At 71.2% G+C, this 15,920-nt stretch carries 11 protein-coding genes; 3 read left to right on the forward strand and 8 right to left on the reverse strand.

Translation table 11 applies throughout. The features are described 5' to 3' along the window. Positions 1–8 precede the first annotated feature (8 nt). From ASD90_RS16590 to dnaE, 6 genes are all read right to left on the reverse strand, one after another. Positions 9–2,108: a S9 family peptidase gene (locus tag ASD90_RS16590; protein ID WP_056759061.1), complete on the reverse strand. Its 2,100-nt coding sequence runs from the start codon at positions 2,106–2,108 to the stop codon at positions 9–11. A gap of 62 nt (positions 2,109–2,170) precedes the next feature. Next, positions 2,171–2,587, reverse strand: coding sequence for a nitroreductase/quinone reductase family protein (locus tag ASD90_RS16595; protein WP_056759063.1), 417 nt, complete (start codon positions 2,585–2,587; stop codon positions 2,171–2,173). A gap of 109 nt (positions 2,588–2,696) precedes the next feature. Further along, positions 2,697–6,119, reverse strand: coding sequence for an ExeM/NucH family extracellular endonuclease (locus ASD90_RS16600; protein WP_056759064.1), 3,423 nt, complete (start codon positions 6,117–6,119; stop codon positions 2,697–2,699). Positions 6,120–6,255: 136 nt separating this feature from the next. After that, entirely contained in the window at positions 6,256–7,218 is a 963-nt protein-coding gene (locus tag ASD90_RS16605; RefSeq protein ID WP_056759067.1) for a pseudouridine synthase, read from the reverse strand. Position 7,219: 1 nt separating this feature from the next. After that, positions 7,220–8,335 (reverse strand): winged helix DNA-binding domain-containing protein, encoded by a 1,116-nt coding sequence (locus ASD90_RS16610; protein WP_235506724.1) that lies wholly within the window; start codon positions 8,333–8,335, stop codon positions 7,220–7,222. Beyond that, positions 8,335–11,931 carry a DNA polymerase III subunit alpha gene (gene dnaE, locus ASD90_RS16615; RefSeq protein WP_056759070.1) on the reverse strand — a complete coding sequence of 1,199 codons (3,597 nt, stop codon included), beginning with the start codon at positions 11,929–11,931 and terminating at the stop codon, positions 8,335–8,337. The genes ASD90_RS16610 and dnaE overlap by 1 nt, the downstream gene beginning before the upstream one ends. 129 nt (positions 11,932–12,060) lie before the next feature. On the opposite strand from dnaE, the gene ASD90_RS16620 reads away from it, so the two are divergent. From ASD90_RS16620 to ASD90_RS23605, 3 genes are all read left to right on the forward strand, one after another. After that, on the forward strand, positions 12,061–12,633 hold the full coding sequence (locus tag ASD90_RS16620) for an RNA polymerase sigma factor (RefSeq protein WP_056759072.1): 573 nt from the start codon (positions 12,061–12,063) through the stop codon (positions 12,631–12,633). Beyond that, positions 12,626–13,423, forward strand: coding sequence for a hypothetical protein (locus ASD90_RS16625; protein WP_056759074.1), 798 nt, complete (start codon positions 12,626–12,628; stop codon positions 13,421–13,423). The genes ASD90_RS16620 and ASD90_RS16625 overlap by 8 nt, the downstream gene beginning before the upstream one ends. A gap of 77 nt (positions 13,424–13,500) precedes the next feature. Beyond that, the gene (locus ASD90_RS23605; protein ID WP_157623212.1) at positions 13,501–14,247 is read left to right on the forward strand and encodes a hypothetical protein; all 747 of its coding nucleotides are present in this window, start codon (positions 13,501–13,503) and stop codon (positions 14,245–14,247) included. A 27-nt stretch (positions 14,248–14,274) separates the two neighbouring features. Here ASD90_RS23605 and ASD90_RS16635 read toward each other — a convergent pair whose 3' ends face one another. Then, entirely contained in the window at positions 14,275–15,207 is a 933-nt protein-coding gene (locus ASD90_RS16635; protein WP_056759078.1) for an RluA family pseudouridine synthase, read from the reverse strand. Further along, the gene (lspA, locus tag ASD90_RS16640) at positions 15,200–15,919 is read right to left on the reverse strand and encodes a signal peptidase II (RefSeq protein WP_235506726.1); all 720 of its coding nucleotides are present in this window, start codon (positions 15,917–15,919) and stop codon (positions 15,200–15,202) included. Before lspA ends, ASD90_RS16635 begins: the two co-directional genes overlap by 8 nt. Position 15,920 lies beyond the last annotated feature (1 nt).

Here is a 15,920-nt window from a genome sequence, read left to right on the forward strand (position 1 = left end):
GGCCGTGCTCACGACGTCTGGTCGATGAGCACGGCCGTCTCCCAAGCCCATTCGCGCCACAGGTCGTAGCGACCCGACCGACCACCGTGGCCGGCGGCCATCTCGGTGCGGAAGAGGATCTGCGCAGGGTCGTCGACCTCGAGGTCGGCGTGGCGCAGGGCCGCGACCCACTTGGCCGGCTCGGTGACGTAGACCCGTGTGTCGTCGAGACCTGCCGTCACGAGGAGGCTCGGGTGCCGGGTCGGGCGGACGTTCTCGTAGGGGGCGTACGACTTCATGAGGGCGTAAGCCGCCGGGTCCTCCAGCGGGTTGCCCCACTCCTCCCACTCGGCCACGGTGAGCGGCAGGCTGGGGTCGAGCACCGTCGTCAGGGCGTCCACGAAGGGCACCTGCGCATGGACGAAGCGGAAGCGGTCGGGGGCGAGGTTGACGACGGCGCCCATGAGCAGGCCACCCGCCGAGCCGCCTTCTGCTGCAAGGCGGTCCGTCGCGACGATCCTCGTCGCGACGAGGTGGTCGGCGCACGCGACGAAGTCGGTGAACGTGTTGGGCTTGGCCTCGAGCTTGCCGTCGTCGTACCACGACCGCCCCATCTCCGACCCTCCGCGCACGTGCGCGATGGCGAAGACCCAGCCCCGGTCGAGCAGCGAGAGCCGCAGCACTGAGAACCAGGGGTCGCTCGAGATGCCGTAGGCGCCGTACGCGTTGAGCAGGCCGGGCGCCGTGCCGTCGGCCGGTACGTCGTGGCGGTGCACGACGGAGATCGGGATGCGGGTGCCGTCGGGGGCAGTGGCCCACTCGCGCCGCTGGCGGTACCGCGCCAGGTCGACGTCGCCGCGCACGTGCTGCTGCTTGAGGAGGGTGAAGGTGCGGGAGCGCACGTCGTAGTCCTCGACCGTGCGGGGCGTGACGAGTGACTCGTGGACCACCTGCAGCGTCGGGGTCGACGCCTCGGGGTTGACCCCGACGTGCAGGGTGCCGATGGGCTCGCCGACGGCGATGTCGTGCGCCTCGCCCAGTCCGTTGGGCGCGGCCGGGTCGCGCAGCACGACGCGCACGCCCGTGCCGCCCTCACGACGCAGGGACACGGCGATGAAGTCGTCGAACCCCTCGGCGCCCGTGACGTACTCGTCGTCGGTCGTCACCTCGAGGGGCACCCAGTCGTCGGCCGACGTGCTCGTGACGGCGGCCGTGGCCAGCTCGAAGTTGACCCGGTTCGCGTTGTGCGTCACGAGCAGCTGGTCGCCGAACGGCTCGATGTCGTACTCGACGCCCTGACGACGCTCGGCCACGAGGCGGGGCGTGCCGAGGGGGTCGTCGGCGTCGAGCAGGCGGAACTCGCTCGTCGTCTTGGACCCGATGGCGATGATGACGAGACGGTCGTCGCGCGAGGTGCCCACGCCGACGAAGAAGCGCTCGTCGGTCTCCTCGTGCACGAGCACGTCGTCGGTTGCAGGCGTACCGAGCTCGTGCCGCCACACCTGGTGCGGCCGCCACGCGTCGTCGACCCGCGTGTAGAAGAAGTGCCGGGCGTCGAGCGACCACGCGAAGGACCCGCCGGTCCGGCGCACGACGTCGTCGAGCACCACGCCGTCCTCGATCCGGCGCACGCACACGTCGTAGCGTTCGTCGCCGACGACGTCGACGGCATACGCCAGCAGGTCGCCGGCCGGCGACACCTCGCTCACCCCGACGGCGAAGAACTCACGGTCGCGCCCCTCCTCGTTCTGGTCGAGGAGCACCTGCTCGCCGACCGGGGGACGGCCGTCGTCGAGCGTGGGCCGCTGCGGGTGGTCGGCGACGAGCACCCGCGCCTCGACGGCATACTGCTCCCCCTCGACCGTCCGCGAGTAGTACCACCAGCGGTCGTGGCGCACGGGGACCGACAGGTCCGTCTCCTCGATGCGGGAGCGGAACTCCTCGAAGACCTGGTCGGCGAGCGGACGCAGGTGCTCGGTGCGCTCGGTGGCGTGGGCGTTCTCGGCGACGAGGAGCTCGCGCAGCTCGTCCGAGTCCCGGTCGGCCATCCACGCATAGGGGTCGTCGAAGCGGTCGCCGTGGTGCTCGCGGGCGACGGGGTCGCGCCGGGCGGTCGGGGGGTGCTGCATCCGCGCAGTCTAGGTCGCGGCCCACCGCGGACCGTCGGGCGGTGTCTGCACCGAGGGAGCGGTCAGCCGGTGGTCGGCGTCAGCCGCACGACGGCGATACGCCGGCTCACCTTCGACTGGTAGGAGTCGAAGTCGAAGACGGCGTGGTTGAGCTCGGTCCAGAGCTGCTCACGCTCCTGGCCCGTGACCTCCTCGCCGCGCACGGGCACCGAGCGCCCCCCGACCTCGACGGTCGCGGGCGACCCCGCCCGCAGGTTGAGCCACCAGCCCGGCTCCCAGTCGGCACCCCCGTTGGAGGCGACGACCAGCCAGCCGCCGTCGCGCGCGAGGTGGAGGAGCGGCGTCGTGCGCCGCTGCCCGCTCCGGCGACCCGTCGTGGTCAGCATCAGCAGGTCGCCGCCTCGGAAGCGCCGCAGCCCGAGCCGCCGCACGACGACGTTCGCGACCCGGTTGACCCGTACGAACAGTGCTCGCCTCATGGCGTCACCGTATCCGGGTGCGCCGCCCTGACGGGCCGACGGAGACGCGTTCGGCCCGGGATCGGTCGATCCCGGGCCGAACGCGTCGTGGAACGCGGTCAGTGCGACGTCAGTGGACGACGACCTGACCCTTGACGGCCTGCGTGCCGGAGTCGTACGTCACGGAGCCGCCGGCACCTGTCACGACGAGGCGGAACGTGTCGTTCTTGCCCGGGTCGGTCACGGTGACGACCGCGCGGTAGCCCGCCTGGCCGTTCACCGTCACGGGTGCCGAGAACGTCGCCGTGGTGCCCGTCACGACGAGCCAGTCGAACGTCGTGGTGGCGACGGCGAACGTCGTGCCCGCGAGGCTGTACGTGAACGAGCCGGTCGGGACGGTGGCCCCGCTCGGGTACGCCACGGACAGCTGCAGGCTGCCCTTGCCGCTGTGCGACGGGTCGGAGGCCAGCGCCCCGACGGGCGACGCGATGGTGCCGCCCCCCGTGGCGAAGCCTGCCGCGCGGTCGTAGACGACGACGGTCGTCGTGCCGCTGTCGGCGTTGCCCCACTGGTCCGTGACGGTGACGGTCACGGTGTAGATGCCCGCGGCCGTGTAGACGTGGCTGCCACTGACGGTGCCACCGGTCACGGTGCCGGCCGAGGACTGCCCGTCACCCCACGCGACGGTCGCCGTGTGGGTGTCGAGCGGGTCCGCGTCGGTGAAGGTCGCACTCACACCGGCCGGGGCACCGACCGAGACTGCAGCGGACGGACCGGTGACCGTGCCGACGACCGGGTCGGCGTTCGTCAGGTCGAGCCCGACGACGACGGGGTCGTGGTCCGAGATCCGGAACTGGTCGGGAGCGTAGAGGCTCGTGACCTGCGCCGGTGTCTTGAACTCGGTGTTGTAGTCGAGGATCGAGGGCTCGTCGGCGTTGACGTGCCAGTCGCCGACTCCCGTCACCTGGCTGCTCATCGACGCCGAGCCGAGCGCGTGGTCGAGGTAGCCCCACTGCCCGTCGAACGCGTAGGAGTACGCCTCGCGCCCGTTGCGCTGCTCGATGAGGTTGGTGAAGCCGGCCTTCTCGAGCGTCGTGATCGGGTCCTCCTTGGCGTAGGAGTTCATGTCGCCGAGGATGAGGACGTCGGGGTCACCGGTGCCCGTCGGGTCGCCGGCCAGCCACGAGGCGAGCAGGTCTGCCGAGACGACGCGGACCTTGGAGCAGTTGCCCTGGCCGTCGCCGGCGTCGGGTTTGTCGCACGCGCTGCCCTTGCTCTTCAGGTGGTTCGCCACGGCGACGAAGGTGCCACCGGTCGTGTTGTCGCGGAACGCCTGGGCGAGCGACGGACGGTTGCGCGGGCCGGAGTCGCCACCGGTGACGAAGTCGTCGGAGTTGAGCGCGGCGGTCGCCCCCACCGGCGTCACCGCGGCCGGCTTGTAGAGCATGCCCACCTTGATGGCGTCGTTGCCGAGGGCGTCGACCTGCCCGGTGCGGGCGTCGGCATCGATGAACGCCCACGTGCCGGCACCGTCCTGCTCGTTGAGCTTGCCGACGAGGAACTGCTCGGCGCTGTCCGGGCCGTAGCCGTCGTTCTCCATCTCCATGAAGGCGACGACGTCGGCCTGGGTGCCCGAGACGGCGGCCAGCGTCTTGTGCCACTGGCGGTCGAACTCGGCGGCGGTGTTGGCGCCGCGACAGTCCATGACCACCCCGGTGAGGCCACCGCGGCAGTTGTTGCCGGACGTGTCGAGCGTGTTGAAGAAGTTGAGCAGGTTCATCCCGACGACGCGGGTGTCGCCACCGACGGCGGGCGGGCTCGTCGGACGCGGGTTGGTCGGCTGGAAGTCGACCGTCGCGGACGGGTTCACCGGGCGGATGCGGTACGCGTTGGCGCTGGCCGCGTTGCCACCCCACGTGTAGTTGAGCACCCCGGTCAGGTCGGTGACGGTGTCGCCACCGCGGAGCGTGTTGGCAGCGGTGAGCGGCTGGCCGCCGCGACCGAACACGATCGGGTCGACGTTCTGGGCCTGCGTCGTGTCGTCGAGGATGATCTTGCGCAGGTCGTTCGACGCCTGAAGCGCGGCGGCGGGGTCTCCCGGGGCGACGACGTTGGTGGGCTGCTCGAGGCGGCCTCCCTGCGAGAGGGTGACCTGGCCGAAGCGGCCGAGCTGGAAGTGCTCGGTCACCGACATGTCCTGCGGGAGCGTGACGAGCATGCCCTCGTAGCGCTCGAGGGCGGTGCCGCTGGCCACGGGGAAACGCACCTCGGTCGGGGCGACCGTGCCGGTGCCGCAGACCGTGACCGTGCCGGCGCTGACCTGGGTCTGACCCTGGTTCTCGCCCGCGTTGCCCGTCACGGTGACGAGGTCACCGATCTTGACGGAGTTGGCGTTGCTGCCCTCGAACACGAAGATGCCGTCGGACGTCGCAGGGTCGCCGTCACCGGACGGGTCCTGCAGGAAGAAGCCGCGCAGGGCCGGTGAGGGGCCCTCGTAGTCGCCGACGACGACGCCACGGGTCGTGACGCTGCCGGTGACCGCAGCGGTGTCGCCGCTGCCCTGGATGGCCGGGATCGGGGTCGCGGTCACCTCGCACGGGTTGGCGGCCGGGACCGAGAAGCGCACGACGACGTCGCTCGCCGGTGAGTCCGGCGGGTCGATGGCGTCCTGGTCGGTGACGGCGGATGCCGTGACCGTCAGGGTGCAGGCGTCGCCGAGGGTGAAGTCGGCCGACGGGTCGAGCGTGAAGGTCGTCGGACCGCCGGAGACGGCGAGGATCTTGGTGCCCGAGAGGGAGCACGCGACGGTGAAGGCTCCGGCGGCGACGTTCACCGGCTCGGAGAAGGTGACCGTCGGGCTCGCGCCGACGGCGACGTTCGACGAACCGTCGGTCGGGGTCGTGGCGGTGACGCCCGGAGCGACATCGGTCGCCGGACCACCGTCGACGGTGTGGGCGCCGAGACCGTCGAAGGTGTCGATGGCGAACCCGTCCCATTGGACGGAGGGGTCGAACACGTCGGCGCCGTTGGCGTCGCCCGCCGTGACGGACGACTTGCGTCGGAGGGTGTTGTCCATGGTCGAGGTGAGGCCGGTGCCCCACTCGTTGACGGGGCGGAGGCCGACCTGGCCGAAGGCGTCGACGACGGCCCCGTCCTTGCGCAGGACGACGGCGTCGTCGCCGTTCCAGTTGGCGCTCCCACTCAGCAGGTCGGCCTGCCCGGTGATTCCCGAACCCGCCGAGGTGTTGGCGAGGACGAAGACGTCGCCCGAGGCAACTTTGCCGCTCAGAGCGATGGTGTTCGTGGTGGTAGCGGCACCGTTGGCGAAGACCTGGACGTTGTACTTGGCAGCCGCGAGATCGACCGTCGCGCCGGTGCCGTTGTAGATCTCGAGCGCTTTGTTGTTGCTCGAGCCCTCGACGTACTCGCTGATGAACAGCTCCGTCGGGGCCGCCGAGGCCGGTGCGGCCATGACGAACGGGGTGATGCCCGCGGCGAGCGCGGCGGTGGTGACCGCGGCGACCCGGCGCAGGGCAGGACGAGATTGACGCATGGATTTCCTCCCTGGGACCGGCTCTTCCGCGCGGTCTGCGGGTCACCCTAGACCGCGCTCCCCGGTCTCGCGCGGCGAGATGCCCACGGGTTGCTGAACGCCCGATGACATCGCGTCGTCACACCCGGGCACGGCCTCAGAGGATCGGCCAGCGACCTGGCCACCGGCCCAGCCGGCGGCGGGTGACGAAGCGCCGCGGGGTGCCGTCGACGGGGTCCTCGAAGGCCAGGACCGCCGCCAGCAGCTGCAGCGGCACGCTGAAGTCGCCCGCCGGCACGTCCCGCTCGACCGGGTAGAGCGGGTCGTCGACGATGGGGATGCCCAGCCCCTCGAGCTGGCAGCGCAGCTGGTGGGTGCGGCCGGTGCGCGGCGTCAGGAGGTAGAGCCCGAGGTCCTCCCCCGCCCGCCCGGCACCGGTCGACCTGTCGAGGAGCTCGACGAGCGTCTCGGCGTTGGGCTCGGCTCCCGGGACCTCGTGCGCCTGGTGGATGCCGTGCTCCTTGACGAGGTGCGTCCGCCGCACGAGCGGCAGCTCGAGCCCGTCCCGGACCGGCGCGACGGCGAGGTACTGCTTGTGGGCGAGGCCCTCGGCGAAGACGCGTTGGTACGCGCCGCGCCAGCGCTGCTCGGTCGTGAACATCAGGACACCTGCCGTCGGCCGGTCGAGGCGGTGCGCCGGGGTGAGGCGGTGCTCGCCCGTCAGGACGCGGGTGCGGGCGAGGGCGCTCTGTACGACGTGCCGTCCACGGGGCATCGTCGCCATGTCGTGGGGCTTGTCGACGACGACGATCCGCTCGTCGCGGTGCAGCACGACGACCTCCTCGGGGTGTGCGACCTCCAGCGGCAGGTCGCGGTGGGCCCAGACGGCCGACTGTGGCACGAACGGCGCGTCCGCCGGCACGGGCGCTCCGGAGGCGTCGACGAACTCACCTGCGGCCAGCATCCGGTCCACCTCGGCGGCCGTCAGCCCCGGCGAGAGCCGTTCGACGAGATGGTCACGCAGTGATGACCAGGACCCGTCCTGCGGCATCCGGAAGCGCTGGGCGTCGACACCGTGGCGTGGCGGCAGCGGCGACGGCGGGACCGACCCACGCGCCACCTCAGGCGGTCCCGTCGGCCGGCCCGACGCGTACGACCTCGGTGTCGGTGCCGAGGAACGTGCCGTAGGCGTTCGCGGCCCGCTCCACCTCGCGCCACCGGCTCGCGGACAGCGGGACGAACGGCTGCACCTCGAGGAGGACGTGCGACCGCTTCTGGACCCGACGCCACGTGCCCGCGACCTCGCCGTCGACGACGAGTGTCGGCTTGAAGACCATGTTGCGGCCGGGCACGACCTTGACGAAGTGCTCGGGTGGGAGGGTCACGTCACGCGACTTGTAGCCGAGCAGGAACTCGTCCCACTGGGGCAGCAGGTGCACGCCGCCCGGACCGTCCGGGGCGGGCCGGGCCTCGGCGTGCGTCAGCCAGGTCTGGTCGTCGACGTCCTCGCGCACGAGCCGGTCGCCGACGAGGGCGAGCGCCTCCCTCGTGAGCCCGAGCGGCTTGAGGAGCCAGCCGGCGAGGTCCTTCTCCGTCACCGGTCCGTGGCTGCGGACGTAGCGCTCCGCAACCGTCGCGAGGCCCTCCTCGCGGGAAAGCCTGCGGGAGTGAGGAACCCACGAGTCGATGAGGACGAAGCTCGGCTGCTTGCCGATGACCGGGCCCTGGCAGATGAGGCCGCTCATGCAGTGGTGGCCGATGAGGTGGTAGTTGCGCTGGTCGGTCGGGTCGATGCCGTGCTCGACGAGCAGAGCCGCGACCTCGGGTCGGCTCATCGGCTCGCGCAGGTGCTCCTCGAAGAGCCGGCCGGACAGCTCGACGTCGGCCTCGGTGAGGCCCAGCTGGGCGAACCGCGTGGCGAGGGTCGTGCTGCGGGGGGCCGCAAGCAGCTCGCACATCCAGCGGGCGTCCTCGGCCGGCACCCAGTGGATCGTCCCGCGCATCGGCCACGTGCGCACGACCTGGCGGTCGAGCACGGCCTGCTCGACCTGCTCGAGCGTGAGGCCCGAGCGCACCCCGAGGGACCACACCCCGCTCCCGTAGTCCTGGGCCTGCAACGCGCCGAGCTCACGGGCGACCCCGAGCGCCGACACGGGTCCGTCGCTGCTGAGCGCGGGCGTCAGGCCGAGCGCGGCCATCCGCGCCCGACGCAGCCGCCGGCGGTCGGCTTCGCGCATCAGCTGAGGCAGGCCGGACCCAGCAGGGCCTTGAGGTCTCCGAAGAGCGCGGAGGTGGCGTTGACCCGGAGCGAGTCGTCGAGGGACATCAGGACCGAACGCCCCGGCTGGGTCAGCTTGACCTGCACCTCGGTCGCCCCCGGGTGCTCCCCCAGCACGCGCTTGAGGCTCTCGGCCACGGCCGGCGTCGCCCGACCGAGCGGGAGCGTCAGCACGACCGGGCCGCGCGGGCCCTCCTTGATGTCGGGGATCGTCAGCTCCTGGGCGAAGATCGAGATCGAGTCGTCGCGGGCACTGATGCGGCCCTTGACGGCACAGACGGTGTCCTGGGCCAGCATCGTCGAGTAGGTCATGTAGGCCGAGGGGAAGAAGAGGCACTCGATGGCGCCGTCGAGGTCCTCGACGGTCGCGATGGCCCAGAGGTCACCCTTCTTCGTGCGCTTGAGCTGCAGGCTCGTGATGAGGCCGGCCACCGTGACCGGGGTGCCGTCGGCCTTGGGGTCGTCGCCCATGAGCGAGGCGATCGAGGTGTCGGCGTGCGTGGCGAGGATGTGCTCGATGCCGAAGAGCGGGTGGTCGCTGACGTAGAGGCCGAGCATCTCGCGCTCGAAGGAGAGCAGGCTGGCCTTGTCCCACTCGAGCGTCGGCACCGGCGGCAGCCCGTCGAACGCGCCCGGCCCGTCAGCGCTGCCAGCGTCGCCGGTGTCGTCACCGAAGCTGCCGAAGAGGCTGTCCTGGCCGATGGCCTCCTGCTTCTTCACCTCGACGAGGGCGTCGATGTAGCGCTCGTGCACCTCGACCATGCCGCGGCGGCTCTCGCCGAGCGAGTCGAAGGCGCCACCCTTGATGAGCGACTCGATGGTGCGCTTGTTGCACACGACGGCCGGCACCTTCGAGAGGAAGTCCTTGAACGAGGCGAAGGCGCCCTTCTCCTCGCGGGCCTTGATGACGGCCTGCACGACGGGCAGCCCGACGTTGCGGATCGCCGCGAGGCCGAAGCGGATGTCGGTGCCGACGGCGGCGAAGTTGGCGATCGACTCGTTGACGTCGGGCGGCAGCACCTTGATGCCCATGTGCCGGCACTCGTTGAGGTAGAGCGCCGACTTGTCCTTGTCGTCGCGCACGCTCGTCAGTAGCGCCGCCATGTACTCGGCGGGGTAGTTGGCCTTGAGGTAGCCCGTCCAGTACGACACGAGGCCGTATGCCGCCGTGTGCGCCTTGTTGAACGCGTAGTCCGAGAAGGGGACGAGGACGCCCCACAGCGCCGCGATGGAGGCCTCGTTGAAGCCCTGGGACTTCATGCCCTCGGAGAAGGGGACGTACTCGGCGTCGAGGACCTCCTTCTTCTTCTTGCCCATGGCGCGGCGGAGCAGGTCGGCGTTGCCGAGTGTGTAGCCGGCGAGCTTCTGGGCGATCTCCATGACCTGCTCCTGGTAGATGACCAGGCCGTAGGTCATCCCGAGGATCGGGTCGAGGGCGTCGATCATCTCCTGCTGGAGCTTGCCCTTGAGCTGGGGGTCGAGCGGGACGACCTCCTGCTTGCCGTTCTTGCGCAGCGCGAAGTTCGTGTGGGCGTTGACGCCCATCGGGCCCGGTCGGTAGAGCGCGAGGGCGGCCGAGATGTCCTCGAAGTTGTCGGGCTGCATGAGGCGCAGCAGCGAGCGCATGCCGCCGCCGTCGAGCTGGAAGACACCGAGGGTGTCGCCGCGACCGAGCAGGTCGTAGGTGGCCCGGTCGTCGAGGGTCTTGGACAGCTCGTCGAGGTCGATGTCCTCGTCGCGGTTGAGCTTGATGTTCTCGATGGCGTCGTCGAGGATCGTCAGGTTGCGCAGGCCGAGGAAGTCCATCTTGACCAGGCCCAGCGACTCGCAGCTGGGGTAGTCGAACTGCGTGATGATCTGGCCGTCCTGCAGGCGGCGCATGATCGGGATGACGTCGACGAGCGGTTCGCTGGACATGATGACGCCGGCCGCGTGCACGCCCCACTGGCGCTTCAGGCCCTCGAGGCCGAGCGCCGTGGCGACGACCTCCTGCGCCTGCGGGTCCTCGTCGTGGACGACGCGGAAGTCGCCCGCCTCGTTGTAGCGCTTGGAGTCGGGCTTGAAGACGTCGGCGAGCGGCATGCCCTTCCCCATGACGTCGGGCGGCATCGCCTTGGTGAGCTTCTCGCCCATCGCGAAGGGGTGGCCGAGGACGCGGCTCGCGTCCTTGAGGGCCTGCTTGGCCTTGATCGTGCCGTAGGTGACGATCTGGGCGACGCGCTCCTCGCCGTACTTCTCGGTGACGTAGCGGATCACCTCACCGCGCCGGCGCTCGTCGAAGTCGACGTCGAAGTCGGGCATCGACATTCGCTCGGGGTTCAGGAACCGCTCGAAGATGAGGCCGTGCGGGATGGGGTCGAGGTCGGTGATGCCCATGGCGTAGGCGCACATCGAGCCGGCACCCGAGCCTCGGCCGGGGCCGACGCGGATGCCGTTGCGCTTGGCCCAGTTGATGAAGTCGGCGACGACGAGGAAGTAGCCCGGGTAGCCCTTGGAGACGATGACGTCCTCCTCGAAGGCCGCCTGCTTGCGGGCGTAGTCGGGCACCCCTTCGGGGAAGCGACGCGAGAGGCCGGTCTCGACCTCCTTGATGAACCACGACGTCTCGTCCTCGCCCTCGGGCACCGGGAAGCGCGGCATGAAGCGCCCCTCGCCCTCGGTGAAGGACACCTCGCAGCGCTCGGCGATGAGCAGGGTGTTGTCGCACGCCTCGGGCAGCTCGCGCCACAGGTGGCGCATCTCCTGGGCGGACTTGAGGTAGAAGTCGTCGGCGTCGAACTTGAACCGGTTGGGGTCCATCAGGGTCGAGCCGGACTGGACACAGAGCAGCGCCGCGTGGGCCTTGGCGTCCTCGGCGCGGGTGTAGTGCAGGTCGTTGGTGGCCACGAGCGGGAGCTTGAGGTCGCGCGCGAGCCGGATGAGGTCCTTCTGCGTGCGGCGCTCGATGTCGAGGCCATGGTCCATGAGCTCGACGTAGACGTTGTCGTTGCCGAAGATGTCGCGCAGCTCGCCGGCGACCTCGCGCGCCTCGTCGTACATCCCGAAGCGCAGCTTGGTCTGGATCTCGCTCGACGGGCAGCCCGTCGTGACGATGAGGCCCTTGCCGTAGGTCGAGAGCAGGTCGCGGTCGATGCGCGGCCACTTGGTGTACACCTGGTCGAGGCTCGCGATGGAGCTCATCCGGAACAGGTTGTGCATGCCCTGGTTGTTCTCGGCGAGCATCGTCATGTGGGTGTAGGCGCCGCTGCCCGAGATGTCGTCGCGGCCGCCGTCGCCCCAGCTGACCTTGGTGCGGTCGGTGCGGTGCGTGCCCGGCGTGATGTAGGCCTCGACGCCGATGATCGGCTTGACGCCCGTGCCCTGCGCCTTCTTCCAGAACTCGTAGGCGCCGAACACGTAGCCGTGGTCGGTCGTCGCGAGGGCCGGCATGCCCATCCGCGCCGCCTCGCTTAAGAGGTCGCCGATGCGCGCCGCCCCGTCGAGCATGGAGTACTCCGTGTGCACGTGGAGGTGCACGAAGTTCGGGTCGTTTCTCGGGGCGGCTTCGGTCGACATCGTGGACGAGTCTAAGCCTCCGCGAGGACACTCCTCGGCGTGTCGGTGCGGGTGTCGCGGGGTCCGCGCGAACCGATCCGGCGCGAGCGGTGTTGAGGGGGCGTCGGGACGGCACGATGGTGCCGAGGCATGGTCGTCGGTGGGACGGAGGCAGCGATCGACACGTCCGAGGAGGCGGCAGCACTGGCGCGCGTACGCGCGGGGGACGCGTCGGCGTACGCGGTGCTCGTCACGCTCCACGCCCCGATCGCCAAACGGCTCGCGGTGCTCTCCGGCGCCGGGAGCGAGGCCGACGACGTCGTGCAGGAGGCGTTCGTGAAGGCATACCAGGCACTGCCGCGCTTCCACGAGGGCGCGGGTTTCCGTCCGTGGCTGCTGCGGATCGTCGTCAACGAGACACGCAACCTGCAGCGCGGGCGGTCACGGCGCGCCCTGCGCGAGCTCCGGGTGGCCGCGGAGAGGGCCGTGACGCACGCCGTCCCGGACCCGGCGGACGCCGCGGTCTCGCGCGACCGGCTCGACGGGCTCATCGACGCGGTCGAGGGGCTGCCCGACGACCTGCGCGACGTAGTGACCTGCCGCTACCTGCTCGAGCTGTCGGAGGCCGAGACCGCCGGGACGCTCGACATCCCGGCGGGCACGGTCAAGTCCCGGCTCCATCGCGCCCTCGGCTCGCTCCGGGAGGTGATGGCCGATGCCTGACCACCTCGACCTCGAGGACGAGCTCGTCGCCCTCGGCCGCACGCTTGTGACCGAGCCGCCCGGAGCGGATCTCGCGACGCTCGTGCTCGCCCGCCTGGACGCCGAGCCGCCACCCGTGCCGCAGCGTGAGGCCGTGGCGCCGGTCCCCGCCGCCCCACGCCCGACGCGCGTCATGACCCACCGACTCGGGTGGGCAGCGGCCGCCGTCGTCGTGCTCGTGCTCGCTCTCGTCCCGCCGGTCCGTGCCGCGGTCGTCGAGCTGCTCCGCATCGGCGGCATCGTGGTGCGGGAGGTGCCCACACCGGCCCCGACTCCCTCGACGACGTCTCGGGCGACCGGCACGAGCACCAGTGGTGCTCCGGCGACGCCCGTGACGCTGGGGCAGGCAGAGCACCTCGTCGGCGCGGACATCGGGGCGCCCACGGCGCTCGGCCCGCCGACGTCCGTCACCGTCACGCACGACGGGCGCGTCGCCGAGCTGGTGTGGGGGCCGGGCGCCGGCACGACGCGTCTCGACGTGTTCGTCGGCTCGTTGTCGTGGGGCTACCTCAAGACGGTGTGGGAGGCGGTCACGCCGACCACGGTGGCCGACCACGAGGCGGTGTGGCTCGGGTCGCCGCACCTCGTCGAGTGGGTGGACCGGGTCGGCGGCACGCACTCCGAGCCGCCGCGCCTCGCCGGGCCGACCCTCGTCTGGGTCGTCCCGTCCCCGGCCGGCGACGTGACCTACCGCCTCGAGGGTGTGGACACCCTCACCGAGGCGCTGCGCGTGGCCCGGTCCGCCGGCTGACCGCGAACCTCCACTTCCGCAGCGGTGTTGAGGTGTCGTCGGCCCGTGCGCCGGCCCACTCGCCCACGGAGGAGAACATGCGCAGACTCGCCCCCCTCGCCGCCGCCGCAGCCGTCGCCGCGGCCCTGCTCGTCGCCGTCGCCCCGCAGGCCTCCGCCGGAGGCCCGACCTCGGTCCTCGCCGTCAACTACAGCGGGTCTCGCGCCGCGGCCGCCCTGACCGGAGGCACGGCCTACGCGAACCTCGAGAAGGCCCTCGACGCGTACAACACCCCCACCGGTGACGCGATGCCCGCGGCCTCGTTCATGGACTCGCAGGTCCGGCTGACGTGGCTGATCCACGACGTCACGCCGTGGCGCGTCGACGCCGTCCTCGTCGACGGCGACGACGTCTGGGTCGAGACGTCGATGAACCTCGCCGACGGCAAGGACCTCTTCCAGGCGCCCGCCGTGCTGCACCGACCCAAGGACGCCGCGCTGCTCCTCGCGACGCTGACCTCCCTCGGCGTCTACGGCGACGCGAAGCCGGCGAGGACGTCGACGACCCCGCCGGTCGCACGACCTGCGGCAGCTGCCCCGGTCGCGGCGCCGGTGACGCGCGGCACCGGTGACGCCGTGCCCCCGGGTGGAGTGCCGTGGTGGGCGACGACCGTCGCCGCGGTGGTCGCCCTCGGGCTGGGGATCGCCCTCGGACGGCGGCCACGAGCAGACTCCGGCGCCGGAACCGCCACTGACACGCGGCCGCTCGGCCCGGAACGCACCGCCCCGGTCGGGTTCAGCACCGACCCCACGCCGCCAGGCGGCATACGGAATGGCTCGCCGTGACCTTCACCCTCGCGTCGAGGGTGAAGGTCACAAGGTCGCGATGATGTCGAGTGCGCGCTGGAGGTCCTCCGGATAGGGGCTCTCGAAGCGGACGTACTCCCCCGTGCCCGGGTGCTCGAAGCCGAGTCCCACGGCGTGCAGCCACTGACGATCCAGCTTGAGGCGTGCCGCGAGCTTCGGGTCCGCCCCGTAGGTCGGGTCGCCGCAGCACGGGTGGTGCAACGCCGCGAAGTGGACGCGGATCTGGTGGGTGCGCCCGGTCTCGAGATGGATGTCGAGCAGGCTCGCGTAGCGGAACGCCTCGAGGACCTCGTAGTGCGTCACCGACGGCTTGCCGCTCTTCATCACCGCGAACTTGTAGTCGTGGCCCGGGTGGCGACCGATCGGGGCGTCGACGGTGCCGACGACCGGGTCGGGTAGGCCCTGGACGAGGGCGTGGTACGTCTTGTCGACCGTGCGGCTGCGGAACGCCTGCTTGAGACGCGAGTAGGCGTTCTCGCTCTTCGCGACCACCATGAGACCGGACGTGCCGACGTCGAGCCGGCTGACGATCCCCTGGCGCTCCGGGGCGCCGGAGGTCGAGATGCGGTAGCCCGCCGCGGCGAGCCCGGACACGACGTCGGGCCCGCTCCAGCCGACGCTGGGGTGCGCGGCGACGCCCACCGGCTTGTCGACGACCACGATGTCGTCGTCGTCGTGGATGATCGACATGCCCGGCACGGGCTGTGCGACGACCCTCAGGCTCGGGCCCTCCTCGGCACGCGGCAGCGACACCTCGAGCATCGAGCCGGCCGAGAGCCGCTCGGACTTCGCGACGGCCTTGCCGTCGAGCACGACGGCGCCGTCTGCCGCGAGGTCGGCGGCCTTGGTGCGGGACACCCCGAAGAGCCGCGCGACGCCCGCGTCGACGCGTTCGCCCTCGAGGCCGTCCGGCACGAGCACGGTGCGCACGTCAGGCATGGTCGTCCCCCTGACGCCGCACGGCGTGTTTCTCGCGCGTCTCGGTCGGGTCGGGCGTCTCGGTCGACACGGCCGACCCGCCGGGCTGCTGCGTCATGTCGGTCTCGCCGTTCGCTGGGCTATCGGACGTGGTCTCTCCGTCGCCGGCGCTGGGCTCGGACGCGACGGTGCGGGTGGCGGGACGGCCGTGGTCACGGCGACCGTCGACGCCGATCCCGAGCAGCGCCAGGATGACGACGAGCGCCGCGGCCGAGACGATCCAGATGTCGGCGACGTTGCCGATGAACCAGCGGTTGTAGTCGATGAAGTCCACGACGTGCCCCTGGCCGCCGCCGGGCGGGCGGACGAACCGGTCCGTGAGGTTGCCGATCGCGGCGCCGAGCAGCAGCCCGAGCGCGATCGCCCAGGCCCATGACCCGAGCTGGCGGGCGACGACGATGATCGCGATCAGCACGGCGAGGGCGATGCCCGTCATGACCCACGTGTTGCCCGCGCCGAGCGACAGGGCCGCACCGGGGTTGCCGATGAGCTTGAAACGGATGAACTCTCCGACGAAGGGACGCGACTCCCCGTCGGCGAGCACGTCGAGCGCGACCACCTTCGTCAGCTGGTCACTGACGTAGGCGAGGACGGCGACGGCCCCGAGGACGACGAACATCCGGGTGCGCCGGTCAGTTGTCGGTCGGGTCTCGTCGGCAGGCGTCGAACTCACG

Source organism: Terrabacter sp. Root181, from assembly GCF_001428505.1.
In the GTDB taxonomy this organism is placed as follows: Bacteria; Actinomycetota; Actinomycetes; order Actinomycetales; family Dermatophilaceae; genus Terrabacter.

What these genes read in the sequence shown, in the direction of transcription:
- ASD90_RS16590 (WP_056759061.1), bottom strand. Translation starts at nt 2,108, where the DNA reads ATGCAGCACCCCCCGACCGCCCGGCGCGACCCCGTCGCCCGCGAGCAC.
- ASD90_RS16595 (WP_056759063.1), bottom strand. Translation starts at nt 2,587, where the DNA reads ATGAGGCGAGCACTGTTCGTACGGGTCAACCGGGTCGCGAACGTCGTC.
- ASD90_RS16600 (WP_056759064.1), bottom strand. Translation starts at nt 6,119, where the DNA reads ATGCGTCAATCTCGTCCTGCCCTGCGCCGGGTCGCCGCGGTCACCACC.
- ASD90_RS16610 (WP_235506724.1), bottom strand. Translation starts at nt 8,335, where the DNA reads ATGCGCGAAGCCGACCGCCGGCGGCTGCGTCGGGCGCGGATGGCCGCG.
- dnaE (WP_056759070.1), bottom strand. Translation starts at nt 11,931, where the DNA reads ATGTCGACCGAAGCCGCCCCGAGAAACGACCCGAACTTCGTGCACCTC.
- ASD90_RS16620 (WP_056759072.1), top strand. Translation starts at nt 12,061, where the DNA reads ATGGTCGTCGGTGGGACGGAGGCAGCGATCGACACGTCCGAGGAGGCG.
- ASD90_RS16625 (WP_056759074.1), top strand. Translation starts at nt 12,626, where the DNA reads ATGCCTGACCACCTCGACCTCGAGGACGAGCTCGTCGCCCTCGGCCGC.
- ASD90_RS23605 (WP_157623212.1), top strand. Translation starts at nt 13,501, where the DNA reads ATGCGCAGACTCGCCCCCCTCGCCGCCGCCGCAGCCGTCGCCGCGGCC.
- ASD90_RS16635 (WP_056759078.1), bottom strand. Translation starts at nt 15,207, where the DNA reads ATGCCTGACGTGCGCACCGTGCTCGTGCCGGACGGCCTCGAGGGCGAA.